Annotated in this window: 14 protein-coding genes; 9 read left to right on the forward strand and 5 right to left on the reverse strand. The window is 49.1% G+C overall.

Features of this window, described 5'->3' with window-relative positions:
• Positions 1-24: 24 nt before the first annotated feature.
• The 4 genes from FJQ58_RS19245 to FJQ58_RS19260 are packed head-to-tail and all read left to right on the forward strand — an operon-like array spanning position 25 to position 5,343.
• Positions 25-2,286, forward strand: coding sequence for a hypothetical protein (locus FJQ58_RS19245; protein ID WP_139996340.1), 2,262 nt, complete (start codon positions 25-27; stop codon positions 2,284-2,286).
• Entirely contained in the window at positions 2,252-3,232 is a 981-nt protein-coding gene (locus FJQ58_RS19250; RefSeq protein WP_139996342.1) for a TadE family protein, read from the forward strand. The genes FJQ58_RS19245 and FJQ58_RS19250 overlap by 35 nt, the downstream gene beginning before the upstream one ends.
• A gap of 17 nt (positions 3,233-3,249) precedes the next feature.
• The gene (locus FJQ58_RS19255; RefSeq protein ID WP_162341600.1) at positions 3,250-3,756 is read left to right on the forward strand and encodes a prepilin peptidase; all 507 of its coding nucleotides are present in this window, start codon (positions 3,250-3,252) and stop codon (positions 3,754-3,756) included.
• A gap of 27 nt (positions 3,757-3,783) precedes the next feature.
• Positions 3,784-5,343, forward strand: coding sequence for a DUF6382 domain-containing protein (locus tag FJQ58_RS19260; protein ID WP_139996346.1), 1,560 nt, complete (start codon positions 3,784-3,786; stop codon positions 5,341-5,343).
• On the opposite strand, the gene FJQ58_RS19265 is transcribed toward FJQ58_RS19260, so the two are convergent.
• The 3 genes from FJQ58_RS19265 to FJQ58_RS19275 all read right to left on the reverse strand — a co-directional run bounded on the left by FJQ58_RS19265 (position 5,326) and on the right by FJQ58_RS19275 (position 7,345).
• Positions 5,326-6,228, reverse strand: a complete 903-nt coding sequence (locus FJQ58_RS19265) for a TIGR01777 family oxidoreductase (protein WP_139996348.1) — start codon at positions 6,226-6,228, stop codon at positions 5,326-5,328. The two genes, FJQ58_RS19260 and FJQ58_RS19265, sit on opposite strands and share 18 nt — an antisense overlap.
• 25 nt (positions 6,229-6,253) lie before the next feature.
• Complete coding sequence (locus FJQ58_RS19270) at positions 6,254-6,748, reverse strand: hypothetical protein (RefSeq protein WP_139996350.1); 495 nt, start codon at positions 6,746-6,748, stop codon at positions 6,254-6,256.
• Positions 6,749-6,907: 159 nt separating this feature from the next.
• Positions 6,908-7,345 carry a DUF2621 domain-containing protein gene (locus FJQ58_RS19275; protein WP_139996352.1) on the reverse strand — a complete coding sequence of 146 codons (438 nt, stop codon included), beginning with the start codon at positions 7,343-7,345 and terminating at the stop codon, positions 6,908-6,910.
• Between the two features lie 100 nt (positions 7,346-7,445).
• Here FJQ58_RS19275 and FJQ58_RS19280 point away from each other — a divergent pair, with 100 nt between their 5' ends.
• From FJQ58_RS19280 to ppnP, 4 genes are all read left to right on the forward strand, one after another.
• Positions 7,446-8,576 (forward strand): deoxyribonuclease IV, encoded by a 1,131-nt coding sequence (locus tag FJQ58_RS19280; RefSeq protein ID WP_139996354.1) that lies wholly within the window; start codon positions 7,446-7,448, stop codon positions 8,574-8,576.
• Between the two features lie 54 nt (positions 8,577-8,630).
• The gene (gene purU, locus FJQ58_RS19285) at positions 8,631-9,533 is read left to right on the forward strand and encodes a formyltetrahydrofolate deformylase (protein WP_139996356.1); all 903 of its coding nucleotides are present in this window, start codon (positions 8,631-8,633) and stop codon (positions 9,531-9,533) included.
• A gap of 163 nt (positions 9,534-9,696) precedes the next feature.
• Entirely contained in the window at positions 9,697-11,715 is a 2,019-nt protein-coding gene (gene tkt, locus FJQ58_RS19290) for a transketolase (protein ID WP_139996358.1), read from the forward strand.
• 51 nt (positions 11,716-11,766) lie between these two features.
• A complete protein-coding gene (gene ppnP / locus FJQ58_RS19295; RefSeq protein ID WP_139996360.1) occupies positions 11,767-12,084 on the forward strand; it encodes a pyrimidine/purine nucleoside phosphorylase in 318 nt (105 codons plus the stop codon).
• A gap of 79 nt (positions 12,085-12,163) precedes the next feature.
• Here the strand turns inward: ppnP and FJQ58_RS19300 are convergent, their stop codons facing one another.
• Positions 12,164-13,168, reverse strand: coding sequence for a LacI family DNA-binding transcriptional regulator (locus FJQ58_RS19300; protein WP_139996362.1), 1,005 nt, complete (start codon positions 13,166-13,168; stop codon positions 12,164-12,166).
• Positions 13,169-13,570: 402 nt separating this feature from the next.
• On the opposite strand from FJQ58_RS19300, the gene FJQ58_RS19305 reads away from it, so the two are divergent.
• Positions 13,571-16,132, forward strand: a complete 2,562-nt coding sequence (locus tag FJQ58_RS19305) for a beta-mannosidase (protein ID WP_139996364.1) — start codon at positions 13,571-13,573, stop codon at positions 16,130-16,132.
• Positions 16,133-16,390: 258 nt separating this feature from the next.
• Here the strand turns inward: FJQ58_RS19305 and FJQ58_RS19310 are convergent, their stop codons facing one another.
• A complete protein-coding gene (locus tag FJQ58_RS19310) occupies positions 16,391-18,142 on the reverse strand; it encodes a cache domain-containing sensor histidine kinase (protein WP_139996366.1) in 1,752 nt (583 codons plus the stop codon).
• Positions 18,143-18,145: the final 3 nt, after the last annotated feature.

Raw genomic sequence — 18,145 nt, forward strand, 5'->3', positions numbered from 1 at the left:
GCAGAGAGGAGGGATAAGGCAGCAGTGGATAAGAAGGAAGCTAGGAGAACCGGAATGGATACGGCCAAGTACAGGGTGCTTTTTCGAGAGGATGGGGCAGTGACGATATTTTCGGTTATTGTATTATCCACCCTACTGTTGTTTTTCTCGTTGCTCATTGACTACGCCCGCATTGCAGCCTTGCATAAGCTGACCGAGGATGCAGTCCGCTCCAGTGTTCGTTCCGTGCTGTCGGCTTACGATACGAATTTATATGACAAATATGGGTTGTTCGGACGGGGCGGAACCGAGGGACAGAAGCTCTTTGCCGAAGTATTAGGAGCTAATGGGGAAGGGCCAGCGGGCTCGGATCAAAATGGAATGAGGATGGTCCGTTACAATTTAGAATCTTCAACGCTTCTTGCGGCATCGTTTCTTGGCAGCCATGATGTGTTTGCCAGGCAGGTGCTGGAGGAAATGAAGTACAAGGCTCCGATTGATTTCACTTTGGAACTCGCCGCCAAATTTGTACCTATCGCAGGTGCGATGAAAGAGGCATCCGTTACGGTAAATCTGCTTGAGAGAATGAGAAGCCTGTACGAGAAACGGGAGGCTCATCTGGACAAAGTGCTGGAGCTGCAGAAGCAAAGCGCTTTGGAAGTGGATGCCAGTGGCATACCGGAGATGATTCCTCTACAGATGCAGTCGGCCGCGGGAGAGCATACGGCCTATGGCCTCGCATCAGGGTATTTTAATTATGAGGCGAAGGTTAGACAGCTTGAAACGCTGCCAGTGGCCGATCAAGACAAGGCTGCCAAAGAAATAGAAGCCTACGAGGCTAGAGTGAGAACGTTTGGCAGTGAGTTGGGCAGCAGCAGCGACGGAATGCTGAAGCAGGCTGTGGATCGGCAAAAGGAGGCAGCGAAGGAACTGGAAGCCGCAAGGCTGTTGAACGAAGAAATGCTGCTGCTTGTTCAACAAGCCGATGGGCAGCCGGAGCATGCGGGCTACGACGCGGTGTCTGAAGCGGCAGGGGGGGGCATCGAGCCAAATGAGGTGCCGGAAGGTGCTGCAGCGGATATTAAACAAATGAAAGAAGCGGCAGATGAGTTAGTCAAAACGGAGGAATGGTTTACGGATTACAAGAAGGAGCTGGAAGGCCAAGGCGCAGCAGCGGCCGATATTGAACGGGCGGCAGCTAGTTTCCATACGATTGGCTTAGCTGCTGTGTCCAAGCCGATGTCAATCACAGTGGGTGACCAGTTAAATGCGGGAGCAGATCGTTTGCGGCTTGCTTATGTCAGCTATGAGCAAAGCTACATTCGTCCGGCGAGCATCCTCAGCCAGCGGAGGGAATCGCTTGAACAAGGGGATTTAAAAAAGAAGCTTAAGCAGCAAGAAGAGCAGGCAGGCTCCCTTTGGAAGCAGGCACGCAGCATGCTTAATGGTTTGAATGCTGCTCCGCAGTCTGGAGAGCATATGCACGTATTTGATCAGGTTAGCGAGCTTTATCACAATAATATGCTGTTCAATCAACAGACCGCAGAAGCATCTCGGGACGTGGCTTTTGGAGTAGCCGGGGATGCTCACGAGGCGGCCGAGCGTTCTATCGCGCTCACGGGAACTTTATTTACTGGCATCGCGGACGTACTGGAGAGAACTAGAGACTCCTTGTACTTCGGTGAATATGTTGCGCATCGTTATTCCTACTTCGCTCCTCAGTATTTGCGCTCCTTGCTGGCAGAAGGGAGTGGCGCAGAACTGCCGGATGCGTTCGCTTTGCAAAATCAGGAGGCGGAATATATTATATATGGCTTCCATCATCCGACAGCTAATATAGCTGCAGCATATGGCGAGTTGTTTGCGGCTCGCCTAGCGATCCGAACGATGGAAGGGCTGATAGAAAGCCGAAATCTCGGCCATCCGCTGCTTATTCTGTCAGCGGCGCTAATCTATGGCTTGAAGAGAACGATGGAGGATATGGTAGCCTTCACAGAACAAGGCTCAGCTCCTTTGTCCAAGTACGTGAAGGTTGAGCTGTCCTATACCGATTACCTCAGGCTTTTTAGCTTGATGCACGGGGCCGGAGACCGATCAAGCATGGCACGGATGATTGCAGTAATTGAGCAAAAGAGCGGCGTGGTGCTGTCTGCGGTTCCAACCGGCGTAACTGGCGAGGCCAGGATTTCCATGCCTTTATGGTTTGTGCCAGGCGTCATGCGAATAATCGGAGGGCTTGGACTTCTGGAAGGAAAGGTTGTCGGCAATCGGTATGAGACGACGCAAACCATCGGCGGTTCGTATTAAGCGCGGACCTGATAATAATGAGCAGGGATCGATCGTTGTAGAGGCAGCGCTGGTCATGCCAATGATAATAATCGTGCTGCTGGTGTTTGTTACGCTTATCCGGTTGTGCGCCGTTCAGATGGCTTTGCATTCAGCGGCTTCCCAGACGGCAAGACAAACTGCGGCACATATCCATCCGATCGAACTAGCATGGCAGCAGGCAGCAGCTAGTCCATCAGCGCCAGGAGCAGATGAACAGGTGTTGCCGCCTTGGAGCGAGATCGCCGCTGACGCCGCGGAATGGCTGCCAAGTCCCATTGGAGACCTTGTGTCTTCCGCATTGCGCGGAGATTTCAGGCCGCTGCAAAATATGGCTGCGACAGAAGTAGGACGAGGAATCGTAGAGCCTTTATTAAGAGAGACGGCTGATGCTGCCATTGTGGATAAAGAACGGCTAAGCTTGGGGTGGCTGTCCTTGCCCGATCTGGACAAGGCGGATGAACCCTATCTGACGATCGCCGTAGAGTATGACTTCCCCTTAAAGCTTCCTTTTATCAATAAGCCTATTATTCTCAGGGAGCAAGCATCCGAGCGTGTATGGATTAGTGATGCGCTTCCGGCAAGATATGGCACAGAAAGCAATTCAGAGGACAATCTTCCGATTCAAATTGTTACGATTGAGCCAACGCCGCTTCGGCCAGGTCGTAAAGCAACGGTAACCGTAAAAACCAATCCGTTTGCTGCCATATCGCTTGGCGTGATGTACAAAAGTGGGTCTAGCAAAGCGAAGCACCTAGGTGAAGCCGTTGCGGATGCCGACGGATATGTGAAGTGGACCTGGCATGTATCTGGCAATACAACGCCTGGCATTTGGGAATTAACGGCCTCTGAGGTGAATAGGGAAAGCAACTTTGTAGCCATGCATTTTACGGTAGAGAAAAGCAGTGCCAGTGACGGAGCAAAATGAAGCGGAAGGAGACAAGTATGGAAATTGTTCAGATTGCTGCAGTAATCTTGTTTTTGAGCATCGCTTTTATTACGGATATGAAGTTTCAGATCATTCCGAATTGGCTTACGCTATCTTCAATTACGGCTGCTTTCATCTATCACCTCTCGATCGGAGGCGGTGTTGGAACAGCAGCGGCAGGTGCTGCAGCAGGCTTTTTTCCCCTTTTGCTGCTTTATCTGGCAAGAGGAATAGGTGCAGGCGATGTAAAGCTGTTTGCGGCCTTAGGCTCATGGATAGGCGTATGGACCGTACTGCAGCTGATGCTGTACTCGATATTGTATGCCGGAGCAATTGGCGTCTGTCTAATTGTCATTAATCGTGCTTTCGGAAAGAGGTTTGCGGCTGGAGCTGTGGCGATGCTTGGCCCTGCTTCGGGAGGCCGTAAGCTTCAATGGCTGCAATGGGCGCAATCGGGAAAAAAGTTTCCGTTTATGCTGGCTGTAGTGCCTGCGGCCATAACGGTTTGGTCTATGATGAGTTAAGCTGGCTGGTTAGAAGGGAGATTGGAAATGCAAAGCTTTCGAGTTGATTTTACGATGAATCAAGAGCATGAAATGACCATAGACCGAGAGGATGGCATTTTTAGAGGCGAGCTGGATGAAATCGAGCTGAAGATGCTCCAGCAGGAGCGTGTCCCCAATTTTTTGCCAATGGATTGGTTTGAGATGGACGGAAAAGTGAGTTTTAGATATAAGCTGTCAGGCATGAGAATGCTGCTGCACCGCTTGCAACAGCAGCCGCTTACGATGGAGCAATACTACACCCTTATACTTGGCGTAACGGATGCGCTTTATGAATGCAAGCATTATATGCTGCGGCCTGAGGGCTGTCTGCTGGATGAGCAATATATATTTATTGGAGATGACCTGCATCAGATTCGGCTCGCCTATGTCCCCATGAAAGGCAGCAGTTTCGAGCAAGCGCTTGGCTCAGGAGATTTGTTGTCCCTGATCGTAAGATTCACTTCCTATGTCGAACAAATCGACGGAGAGGGGCTCAAGCGGGTACTCCATCATCTTACAGCAAAAAGATGGCCGCTCGCTGAACTTCGGACTACGCTGCTTGAGTTGATTGGGGAGAAGCGGACAAAGCAGACAGCTTTGACTAAGCAGCCGGCATGGCAACCTGAGCAGCAGCCCGGAATCATCGCGGGCCAGCCGCAGCTTCTTGAGGATGAACAGCCGGCGATACCGCCTCATCTTTCTCTGGAGACGAATGTTGCATTAGCGAGAAAAGCTGATCCCTATCGCCCTCTGAATTCGGACTTTGCAGATTATGCGAATATACTTCTGGACGACGAAGAAGGGGCAGACCCAACGGACACAAAGAAAAAATGGATAACTGCGGCGGGAATCCTGATTGCTATCGCGTGTGTTTGGCGCTTTGTTTATTTGCCTGCCGGCACGAGGCAAAGCCTGTTGATCAGCTCCGGTATCACACTTCTTTGCCTGGCTTTGCTGCTGTTTATATGGAGAAAACGCGGGAATGAAGATTCAAATTCGCAAGATAGAGATTTTTCGCAACATCAGCAAGAGTCTGGCTATGGAACGTTTTCAGCTACAAGCATGCGTGGCACAACGGACGCTTGGGGGGCGGCAGAAGCGCAAAAAGAACCCCCCATGTCTGCACCGGCACCGCTCCATGTGGTCGCGGCAAATGCAGCTGCTCCTAAAGGAGAACCAACGATTTTTCTGGGACGTGATTCCCTGTCTACCGAGCAAAAATCCGATCCGGAAATATGGCTGCAAAGAAGCTGGGAGGGACAGCATACCAAGCTGGAATTAAATGAAGGCTTCTTTAGGATAGGTCGAATGGGAGAGCAGCTAAATTATGAGGAGCTTGCTGGCGGAGTATCGCGTCTGCATCTGGAGATCGTACGTGTGAAGGGTGATTATAAAGCGAAGGATCTTGGCTCGAGGAATGGAAGTCTGCTAAATGGACAAACGATGATACCCTATAAAAGCTACAAGCTTGCCATAGGAGACATTATCCATTTAGCAGGTGAAGCGGGCCCGTCTTATGAACTGAAGAAGGACGAAGGAAGAATAAAGTTAACCGCGGCCCACTAAATCGCTCATAGCCGAGTCCACCGTAGGAAACCGGAAGGTAAAGCCATGGTCCAATGCTTTGCGCGGCAACGCGCGCTGCCCGTCCAGCAGAAGCGTCGACATTTCGCCGAACAGAAGCCGCATCAGGAAGGCCGGAACTGGAAACCAATGCGGCCTTCCCATAGCTTTGCCGATCGCCCGGCCAAATACTTCATTGGTAACGGGATCAGGCGAGGAGCCGTTAACGGGTCCTCTAATTTGATCGTTGTCGATAATGAATACAATTAGCCGGATCATATCCTCCAGATGAATCCAGGAGAGCCACTGCTTGCCGCTTCCGATTTTGCCTCCGCCAAACAATCGGTAAGGCAAAGCCATCAAGGGGAAAGCGCCAGCCTTCTTGTCCAATACGACACCAACCCGGAGCTTGACTAAGCGCTCTGCCGGAATAGCATCGGCTGCCTGCTCCCATCTTTGTACGACTTCAGACAGAAAATCGGTGACATTGAACGGGCTGGATTCATCAAAAATTTCAGTCGCCGATATGCCGTATGCAGAAATGCCCGAGGCGTTAATGACCAGCGGCGGTTTGTTTTCGAGCGCAAGCAATAGCTTAGAGATGCGGGCTGCTGCCGTAGTTCTTGAATCCATGACACGCTGCTTGGCGGCAGCCGTCCATCGCTGATTAATCGACTCTCCAGTGAGATTGACGATGGCATCCATTCCTTCAAGCAAAGCGGGTGCTGCTTCAAGCTGCGTCCATGTTATTCGTGTTATTCCTGAGCGTTCTGACGGCTCCTTAGCATTGCTGCGAGAAATAATCGTAACCTCATCATTTCGTTTTAGCAAAGCTTCGGTGAGCGCACTACCGATAAACCCTGTACCACCCGCAATTGCCACCCGCATCTCCGCTCGCTCCTTCGTTTATCCGCTACTTGATTTCTTCGATTTTGTCCAGCCAATTCTGCTTGACGCTCGGATCGCCTTCGACGGCTTTTTCCGTATACTCAAATTTCACTTTAGCATCGTCCGGCAAAGCATCGATCGTGGCCGCTTGCTCATCGGTCACCTGCAATACAATTACACCGGCTGCTGTTTCAACTTCTATGGAGTGCGAGTCGACTTGACCGCTGTAAGTACCTTCGTTAACTTTGACAGGCGCTGCGGGATCCTCGATTGATCCGCTATTGTCGGTAGGCGCAACTGAAGGTTCGGGTGTGGAGACATCTGGTTCCAGAACGCCGCTTTCTTCAGGCAACTCGCTGACCACCGGTGATTCCTCGACTGTGCCTTGCTGTTCATTTCCTGAGTTCACGTTGTTTGCGTTCGAGCTGTTGCCGCAAGCTGATGCGGCCAACATTACAGCTAGTAGAACTGCTCCTGCTGTCGCTGCCTTTTTGCTTCTTCTTTGCTTTGATGTGTTCATGATGTGAAACACCTCCTGCATGTTATAACGAAATGAATAAGGGTTTGGTTACATTTTTATATATAACCGTTAAAGGGAAACATGAAGCAATAGCGTATGCTTTACGTTTTTTAGGCCAAATGTATAAATGAGCTTAAGCCGCCAAATGGCGGCCCAAACTCATTTGTTAAGTAAATGCTTATAGGGAGCGTAGTCGATTCCCTGGCGATCGAGGAAGGTGACAAGGCTGCGGTAATCCCGCTTTGGAGTAGCTCGTATGTAGCCTTCGATGCAATGATCTCGCGTAACGGACGATGCGCCGTGCTCAATGGCCACTTGGCCTATTTTGGCCGCGATGGAATGTTTAGCTATATCGCGAAAAGCGCTTGGCACCGGAGATACAAGCTCGTCCAGCAGCTCTTTGGAATCATCGTTCCACATGCTGCGGCTGCGCTCCACCCAGTAGTTCTGCCAATCGAGCTTGGACTTGCCATCTCTCATCGGAAGCACTTTGAGAAATTTCCGGAACATAAAAAATCCGCCAATCGACATCGCTCCAACCATGACGACCGCCCAGAAAACAATAAAATACATAAACCAATCAGGCGCTACTTTCATACGTATCTTTCACCTCAATAATGAATTATACCGTATTCCTAGATTTATTTCGACATTCCTTGTAAAATAAGGTTTGATAACCGAAAGGGGCGTAAAATCCATGTTGAAAATAGGTTCCCATGTATCATTTTCGGACAAGGGGCTGCTAACGGCAGCGCAAGAAGCCGTATCGTATGGCTCCAGCTCATTTATGATATATACCGGCGCACCTCAGAACACGAGAAGAAAGCCGATCGATTCGTTATATATTGAAGAAGGCAAGGCGTTAATGGAGAAATCAGGCATTAATGAAATTGTTGTGCACGCTCCCTACATTGTAAATCTCGGCTCCTACAAGGAGTCGACCTTTGAGCTTGCTGTTTCTTTCTTGCAGGAAGAAATTCGCCGCACAGACTATATCGGTGTTCGTAATATTGTCTTGCATCCGGGCGCTTATACGGACAAGGACGCGGAATATGGCATAGCCCGTATAGCGGAAGGCTTGAATGAAGTGCTTGCCGGAACGAAGGAAACGAACGTCAACATCGCGCTTGAGACGATGGCTGGCAAAGGAACGGAAATTGGCCGCAGCTTCGAAGAGCTGGCAGCTATCATCGACAAGGTTCAGGACAATCACCGCCTGACGGTTTGTATGGATACTTGTCATATGCACGATGCCGGCTATGATCTGATCAACGATTTGGATGGCGTGCTTGAGCAATTCGATCGTCTGGTCGGACTGAACCGCGTAGCCGTTGTCCACGTGAACGACAGCAAAAATCCGCGTGCCGCGGGCAAGGACAGGCATGCTCCGGTGGGGGCAGGCTGGCTTGGCCATGACGCGATTCAACGAATCGTAAATCATGAAGCGCTTAAAGGCCGTCCATTTATATTGGAAACGCCTTGGATCGGCAAAGAAGACAAAACCGAGCGTCCGATGTACGAGGTTGAAATTGCATTGCTGAGCGGCAATGGCAAGCCTCGTCTGGGAGAACCGTTCTTCGAGGATGTGGAGCGTCTGCACCATTTCTTCGGCAAGCAGGAAATTGATCCAAGGACGTACGTTCTCCAAACTTGGGAGCTGCTGAAAAATGACGCGAAAGCGAAAAAAGCAGACCCTCGCGAGCCGATGGAGCGATTGTATGATCTTGTTATGGCTGGTGAAGCGCTCTCCCCGGAATTAACGGAGGAACAGGTAAACCAGCGCATCACGGCATGGTTTGGCGGCAAAGAGCTGCTTGCCAGAATTTAAACGAGTAGGCTAATCAATTGAATAGATCACGTTGTGAAAGGAAGTTTGAAGTCCATGTCATCCCAATCCAACCCGCTAGATCCTTTGAAAGACACTAGTGGAAAAAGCGGCCGTGCGCGCATGCTTATCTCTTGTCCGGACCGTCCGGGCATCGTAGCGGCGGTATCTCACTTCTTGTACGAGCACGGTGCGAATATCGTGCAATCCGATCAATATACGATGGATCCAGAAGGCGGCATGTTTTTCATCCGCTTCGAATTTGACCTGAACGACATGGACAAGGAGCTCCCTGTCCTTGTTGAAGATTTTGCTAGGGTGGCTGATCGCTTCGATATGAAATGGCACACCTTCCGGGCGAGCCGCAAGAAGCGTCTGGCTATATTTGTTTCCAAAGAGGATCACTGCTTGCTCGAATTGCTTTGGCAGTGGAAGGCTGGCGATCTGGATGCCGATATTTCCATGGTAATCAGCAACCATCCGGATATGAGAGAGCTTGTAGAATCCTTCGGCATCGAATACCATCATATCCCGGTTACGGCTGCTACAAAGGCTGAAGCGGAACGCAAGCAGATGGAGGTTGTCGCGGACAAAGCGGACATCGTTGTCCTCGCGCGTTATATGCAGATCATTTCGCCGAAGTTTATTGAGCAGTTCCCGAACCGGATTATCAATATTCACCACTCCTTCCTACCGGCATTCGTAGGAGGCAAGCCTTATGCGCAAGCTTACACACGCGGCGTGAAAATAATCGGAGCAACCGCGCATTACGTAACTGAGGAGCTTGACGGTGGTCCGATTATCGAGCAGGACGTTCAGCGCGTCAGCCATCGCGACAATGTCGATGACCTGAAACGGATCGGGCGGACCATTGAACGCGTCGTGCTTGCCCGCGCAGTGAAGTGGCATATTGAAGACCGCGTAATCGTGCATAATAATAAAACGGTTGTATTCAACTAGCTGTATTTTTATGCGGAAATTCTATTATTTATGATGGAAAACAAGCATGCAGAGTGATACAATATTCAAAGTTATTGCGTACTGGTATGACGCTGTATCGTTATTTTAGAAACCATATAACGAGACGAGAGTAGACAAGATCAGAATATAGGAGGAAATTGGAATGTCTGTATCACAAAAATCAATTGAACAGCTTTCGATCGATACGATTCGTACACTAGCTATTGATGCGATCGAGAAAGCAAAATCGGGTCACCCAGGTATGCCTATGGGTGCGGCTCCAATGGGTTACCAACTGTTTGCGAAAAACATGAAGCACAACCCTTCAAACCCAACTTGGATCAACCGTGACCGTTTTGTTTTGTCTGCGGGCCACGGCTCGATGCTGCTTTACAGCCTCCTTCACCTTTCCGGATACGATTTGCCGCTAGAAGAGCTGCAAAACTTCCGTCAATGGGGTTCCCTGACACCTGGACATCCGGAGTTCGGCCACACGGCTGGCGTAGATGCAACAACAGGCCCGCTTGGACAAGGGATTGCAATGGCTGTTGGTATGGCGATTGCGGAAGCGCAGCTTGGCGCGACTTACAATAAAGAAGGACACGATCTGATCAACCACTTCACATACTCCATTTGCGGCGACGGCGACTTGATGGAAGGCGTTTCTCACGAAGCAGCGTCCTTTGCAGGCCACTTGCAGCTTGGCAAATTGGTTGTCCTATATGATTCCAACGATATTTCGCTTGATGGCGAGCTGAACCTTTCGTATTCCGAGAGCGTTCAAAAACGTTTTGAAGGTTACGGCTGGCAGGTTCTTCGCGTAGAAGACGGCAATGACCTAGAAGCTCTTTCCAAAGCAGTAGCCGAGGCGCAAGCTGATTTGTCTAAACCGACATTGATTGAAGTCAAAACGGTTATCGGTTACGGCAGCCCGAACAAAGGCGGCAAAGGCGGACATGCCGGTCCTCACGGATCACCGCTTGGCGCTGACGAAACAAAATTGACAAAACAAGCTTACGGCTGGTCGGAAGATCATCAGTTCCACGTTCCTGATGAGGTTCGTGCTCATTTTGCCGATGTAAAAAGCAGCGGCGAACAAGCGAACGCACAGTGGGATCAAGCATTTGCAGCCTATAAAGCAGCTTTCCCGGAGCTTGCGGCTCAGTTCGAGCTAGCTATTTCTGGAGCATTGCCAGAGGGCTGGGATGCAGATCTTCCAGCTTATAAAGTTGGAGACAGTGCGGTATCGACTCGTGTTGCTTCCGGTAACGCGCTTAATGGCCTTGCGAAAAACGTGCCGACGATCTTCGGCGGTTCGGCTGACCTTGAGAGCTCCACAATGACACACTTGAAAGGTTTGACACAGTTCAAACCAGGCAGCTACGATGGGCGCAACCTTTATTACGGCGTTCGTGAGTTCGGTATGGCTGCTGCAATGAACGGCATTGCTCTTCACAGCGGCTTGAAAGTATTTGGCGGTACGTTCTTCGTATTTACCGATTACTTGCGCCCGGCTGTACGTCTTGCAGCTTTGATGAAGCTGCCTGTCGTATATGTACTAACGCATGACAGTATCGCAGTCGGTGAAGACGGTCCTACGCATGAGCCGATTGAGCAGCTTGCCTCGATCCGTATCATTCCTGATCTGACGGTCATTCGCCCGGCAGACGGCAATGAGACTTCTGCTGCATGGGCATACGCGGTTGAGAACACGGGCAACCCGGTTGCGCTTGTCTTGACTCGTCAAAATCTGCCTATCCTTGAAGGTACGGTTGATGGCGTTCATGAAAACCTTCGCCGCGGCGCTTATGTGGTTGCAGATGCAGCTAATGGCAAGCCGCAGGCTCAAATCCTTGCAACAGGCTCCGAGGTTCAACTAGCGGTAGCCGCTCAGAAAGCATTGGCAGAAGAGGGCATTCAAGTACGTGTCGTCAGCATGCCGAGCTGGGATCTGTTCGAGAAGCAAACAAAGGAATACAAAAATTCCGTCATTCTTCCTGAAGTTAAAGCCCGCCTTGCGATCGAAATGGCTCATCCGTTCGGCTGGGAGCGTTACACAGGCGATCAAGGCGATATCCTAGCGATCGATCGTTTCGGTGCATCCGCGCCTGGCGACCGTGTAATCAAGGAATATGGCTTTACGGTTGAGAATGTTGTTAGCAAAGTGAAAGCATTGCTGTAATGAACTGCTTCAAGCTTTAGTATCCGATAGATAAGGGAGAATTCACCTACCATGTCTCAATTCGATAATGTATCCATCGTCAAGAAGGCCAACGTCTACTTCGACGGTAAAGTAACAAGCCGCGCTGTATTGTTTGCGGACGGCACCAAAAAAACGCTTGGCATTATGCTGCCGGGCGAGTATGAATTTGGAACTGACTGCGTTGAAATTATGGAAATTTTGGCTGGCGACTTGAAGGTTCTGCTTCCTGGCGAAACCGAGTGGATTCACATTCAAGGCGAAGGTGAATTCCAAGTGCCTGCAAACACGAAGTTCAAGCTTCAGGTTACTGAGGTTTCGGACTACTGCTGCTCGTATATTTACGAATAGGCATTCTTAGTCCATGAACAAAAGGCCTTCCCGCTCTTGACGATTATTCGTCAGCGGGAAGGCCTTTTTTTGCATAGGATCAGGGTCTAAACATAACCTCGGCTTGGATAAGCGTTTTTTCGTAGCTTGTGCCCGGATTAAGAATTCGCCAGAGCATTTGGTCAACGGCACGTTTGCCGAGCAGTTCTTTGTCTACATTAACGGTAGCTGCAAAAGGAATTTGTGGATGCGTATGATCAAAGCCAGTAAATACAAGTTCGTTCGGAATAGCCATTCCTAATTTTTTTAGCGATTCCAAAGCGAATAAAGCAAATATATCGTTAGCACAAACAAAAACTTCAGGCAACCCATGCGCGAGAATCGCTTCCTTAAAGGTTTCATGGAAGTTTTCAAGCTCTGGGCCGATCAGCGAAGGGATTTGATTGAGCTCGATGTTATGATCCTCCAAGGCGGAACGAAAACCGAGAAACCGTTCATAGAAGCTTTGTGCATCGCGAATATTTCCTAAAAACTGATATCGTTTATAACCTTTTTCGATAACAGCATTCATCATTTCCCTCATGCAGGTAAGGTTGTCGGTAAAGATAGAATCGCAATGAAGCTTAGGATCAACATGATCGACCATAACGACAGGAATGCTGAGCCGTTTGATATCAAGCAGAACAGACGTGGAGATGGTGCCCACGGTGATAATGCCCATGATTGCCTCCGGATTGAGCAGAGAGAACATGGAATCGTTGGTAGGCTCCGTTAAGGTTAAAATCGTAATGCCCTTCTGGTTCAATCTAGTGGATATGCCGTTAAAGATCGGGCCCCAGTATAGGGAATCCGTATTCTGATAGCGAACATTCGGGAACAGGACCAGGATCGTGCCGGACCAGCTCTTCGTCTCTAAATCCGTCAGCTCGCTTGCTATAGGCGGTGCTTGGGCACCCTTGAAGTAGCCTAGCTGTCCAGCTGCCCGTAAAATTAATTCTCTGGTTTGCGGACTGACCCCTGATTTCCCCGCTAGTCCCCTGGATACCGCGAACTTGGATAAGCCTGTAAAATCAGCAATGGATTGTATCGTTACTTTGCGCTTCATTGGTCATTTTACCTCATTTATATGGATTAAAAAGAATTGCACGCAGTTATTTTAGATTTTGTTATTTTGTTATTGTTTATAATATAGCTTTATTTTTTAAGGAATACAAGGAAAATAGGAGAGCGGACGCCTAGTTTCAAATTATGAATTGTTTAAAAAGGAAATAACAAAACAAAAACAATTGACCTTTTTTGTTATCGGTGATACATTTGTTATGCGAAAATCAGCTAATGGAATAACAAAATAACAAATCGGAAGCCAGCGAGTTTAGATTCGTTTTTTATGAATAAATAGGTGAAAACGCTCTTAAACGAGCCAGGTTACTTATATGAAAATAAAAAACTGCGCGCCAGACTCCATAGGAAAGGTCTGGTTGGGCCAAGCATATAGGAGGGTTTTACCATGGGAGAAACAAAGCAAGTGCTTCACAATTGGAAATTTAAAGCCTGCGAGGAAAAAGAATGGATGGCTGCGGTCGTACCCGGCTGCGTCCATACGGATTTGCTTCGCAACGGAGTCATTCAAGATCCGTTTTACGCCACGAACGAACATGATTTGCAGTGGATCGATAAGGTCGATTGGGAATATGAATCTACCTTCGATGTAGAAGAAGACTTGCTGGGCTCCTCTCGATTAGAGCTGGTATTTGACGGCTTGGATACGTATGCTGACGTTTATGTGAACGGTAGCCATGTGTTGTCCGCAGACAATATGTTCCGATCGTGGAAAGCCGATGTGCTGCATGTGGTGAAAGCCAAAGGCAATACGCTATCTGTTCGCTTTCGCTCTCCGGTTCGCGAGGACCTGCCTAAGATTGAGAAGCTTGGCTACAATTTGCCGGCCTCTAATGACCAGTCGGAGCTGGGCGGGCTCGGCGAACAGAAGATTAGCATCTTTGCGCGCAAAGCGCCTTATCATTATGGATGGGATTGGGGACCGCGCTTTGTGACGAGCGGAATCTGGCGCGAGGCCAGACTGGAAGGGTGGTCCGGCTGCAAAATAACAGACGTCCACATTCAGCAAAATCAGGTAACGGCAGCGGCAGCAAGCTTGACAGCCAGCATTGAAATTGAAGCCGAGCATGCTTGGAGCGGCAAACTGAAGCTGAGCACGGATGGGCTCTCGTGGGAGCAGCAAGTTACGCTAGAAACGGGCAACAACGTCATCCTGTTGCCTCTTATCATCACGGATCCAAAGCTATGGTGGAGCCGTGGACTTGGCGAGGCCCACTTGTATACCTTTAAGGCCGAGCTGCTTCAGGAGGAAAGCATAGTCGCTTCCCGGACGGTTCGGACCGGCCTGCGATCGATTCGGTTAGTGCGGGACAAGGACGCGAAGGGCGCAACGTTTTATTTTGAACTCAACGGAGTTGCGGTGTTTGCCAAGGGGGCTAACCATATTCCGAATGACAGCTTTATTACGGATGTGACGGACGAGCGCTACCGTCACGAGATCGTTACCGCTGTGGAGTCGAACATGAATATGCTGCGGGTGTGGGGCGGCGGCATTTACGAGCAGTCCGTATTCTACGAGCTATGCGACGAATATGGCATCTTGGTATGGCAGGACTTTATGTTTGCCTGCAGCATGTACCCGGGAGACGAAGCTTTCCTGAATAATGTCCGTTTGGAAGCAGAAGAGAACGTGAAGCGTCTGCGCAATCATCCGTCCATTGTGCTATGGTGCGGAAACAACGAGATCGACTCTGCATGGGCGCAGTATGACGAGGAAGGCGGCTGGGGCTGGAAGAAAAATTATACGGCGGAGCAGCGCGCCGTCATTTGGCAAGATTATGAGAAGGTGTTCCATCGAATCCTGCCGGATGCTGTGGAGGCATTGGCACCAGGAACAGACTATTGGCCATCTTCGCCGCTTATATCTTTGTCCGGCGACATTAAGCAGCATGCTCATCCGCTTTCTTCTGAGGGAGACATTCATTATTGGGGCGTTTGGCACGCGGTAGAGCCGTTTGAGAATTACAATATAAAAGTAGGCCGCTTTATGAGCGAGTACGGGTTCCAATCGTTCCCTGAATACGATACCGTGATGACGTTCGCGCAGGAACAGGACTTGGCGCTCGACTCGAAGGTGATGCGAGCGCATCAGAAGAATGGGGACGGCAACCGGCTGATCAAGGAATATATGGATATCTATATGAGCGAGCCGAAGGATTTTCCATCCTTCCTTTATATGAGCCAAGTGCTTCAGGCTGAAGCGATGAAAATGGCGATCGAAGCTCATCGCCGGAACATGCCGTATTGCATGGGGACGCTCTACTGGCAGATGAACGATTGCTGGCCAGTCGCCTCATGGGCGGGCATGGACTATTACGGCAAGTGGAAAGCTATGCAATTTTACGCGAAAAGGAGTTTTGCAGATACGATGATATCGTTTGACCGTACCGATGATGGGCAGGTGCAGGTGCATGTTGTCACCGATTTGCTGGCTCCACTCTCTGGCGATTTGCAAGTGACATTGTATCATTTCTCTGGTGAGAGGCTTAAGCAAGCTTTACTGCCTATTGCAATAGAAGGCAACAGCGCGGCAGTCGTGTTTGCGCTGAATGAGCAGGAATGGCTGGGCGAGCACGAAGCAGGAAGCGTCATGCTTCATGCGGTACTCGAGCAGGAAGGAAAGCTTCTGGACAGCAAGGAGTTTTATTTTGTAAACGTGAAGGAACAGAAGCTAGCCAAATCCGCGATCCGGATTACCGAGCTTGAAGGAAGCGGCGGAACGAGATTTAAGCTGGAGGCAGATGTGCTTGCCAAGCAGGTATGGATCACAGCGGAGCATGAGGGCATGTTCTCCGACAATTTCTTCGATCTTATTCCGGGCGTTGCCAAGATCGTAGAGTTCCGCTTAAGGGAAACTGGAGAGCCGCAGAGCAAGCCAGTCCATGCGGGCAACGTGCAAGCTCGATCCATGATTGATTTTTTAGCAGAGTCTAAAATCGAAATAAGCTAGAGACTGCGAACCGCGGAAGGTCCTATTGGGGACTTTCCGCGGTTCTTTTGCTATCTATCCATGGAGCATTTTCATCTATCGGATATAACATAATCACATATGTTCCTTACATGCTGTCATTCAAAACTTCTTCATTAATCGAATATAATGAATGGACATCATGGCTCGCACGCAAGCGACAGCAGATTAAGCCGAGCTTCCTCGTGCATACGTATAGTAAAGAGGGCAGGGGTGCCATACCCCTGCCCTCTTTACTGGCTACTGCTTGATTTGGGGGAGCATAATAGTGATCACGGTTCCAAGCCCCGGCCTGCTCTTTATCGTGATTTGATAGTTCCGATCATACAGCAGCTTCAGCCGCTTATTCGTATTCAACAAACCGATATGCTTGGACTGCTCGTCGGATGCATCCAGCGATTTCCTGATCTCGCTGAGGCGGTCCGAAGGAATGCCATTTCCGTTATCGGAGACGACAAGCCGAAGCTGCTTCCCAACACGTAAAATTTTTATTTTGATCAGGCCATTCTGGGCTTTTTCCTTAATGCCATGGTACAAACTGTTTTCGACTAAGGGCTGGAGCAGCAACTTCATCGTGTGAAGCTTAACGATTTCTTCGTCATATTCGAATAACACATCGAAGGTATCTTTGTACCGTTTCTTCTGAATATTAATGTAGCTGACGGTATTCGCGATTTCTTCCTCCCAGGTAACCTCATTGGTTGGACGGCTGAAGGAATAGGAGAGCATATCGGACAAGTCCTCAATCATATCGCTCGCTTTGTTCGGCTTTCCCGTTAATCCGACCGTTTCCCAATAAATCGAATTCAGCGTATTGTACAAAAAATGAGGATTGATTTGGGATTGAAGCGCCAGCAGCTCCATCACTTGAAGCCGGTATTTTTTTTCGGATAGCTGGGTTTGAATATAGCGATGCTCAATGAAATGGGAGATCATGTTCTGAATAATGTACGAATATTCATCGTTGACCTTGCTAGGCGGCTTTAGCGGCGTGCGATTATTCTCAGCCGATCTCAGCAGCGAGGTAATGGCAAGCAGCTGCCTATAATTTCTTCTCGTCAAATAGAAGGTCAATACAAGCCCCAAAAAGAAGGACAAGCAGGCAAAACCGATCGTATAGTTTAAAATGCGCGAGGGTGTCTCGTACAACGAAGCATGTGGAATGACGGATACGTATTTCCAGTTGTATTGCTCCGATTCCACCTTTGTCACGTTGACCTCGCCCAGAGAGGATTCAAGGTCAAAATAGGTGGACGGGTGGTTTGCAATTTGGTCGAGCTCAGCATCCTTTAGAACGTTTTTTTCCTTGTTGGAGAAAATCACCTGGTTATTTTCGTTTAACACTAGCAAAATCTGATCCTTATACGTCGTAATATTGGATAAAATATTTTCAATGTATTTTGGGCGGACATTTAAAATGATACCGATTTTCCGTGGCGCGAGCACATTGTAAATGGAGATTAATTGGGTAGGCTTCGTTTCGAAAGCGAATATTTTAGCCTCCCTCTTGGATGTCCATTCGGTAGCGGGCCCTTCGTATTTCATGAATTCGTCGAACCAGCCCGTATCGTTGAACCGGTTGATCGAAGACAAGCCGTCAAGCGAGGATACGAAACGGCCGTAAGGATTTTCCGAATAGAAATAGATGGAATGAATATAAGGCTTTGAGCTGGTAAGCGCATTCAAATAGCTGAAAATAATTTGGTACGAAGTAGAGCTCTCATACGTATAAATGGGATTTTGCAGGACGTCGGACAGCTCATTGAAAACTTTGGCATTCTGGTATAAAGCGAGCTTCAGCGTATCCAGCTCGTCCAAAATCATCTCGAGCTGGCGCTGAGATTGCAATAATAGGAACTGGCTGTTCTTATTAATGTCTTCCTTCATGTCCCGCTGCGTCGTTATGAAGGATAACGAGCCGAGTATGATCAATGGCAATATTAATGGAATGAGAAAAGTAGCCAAATGTTTAATAAAATAACGCTCTTTCATCGT

The sequence above is a fragment of the Paenibacillus paridis genome (assembly GCF_006345825.1).
GTDB lineage: Bacteria > Bacillota > Bacilli > Paenibacillales > Paenibacillaceae > Pristimantibacillus > Pristimantibacillus paridis.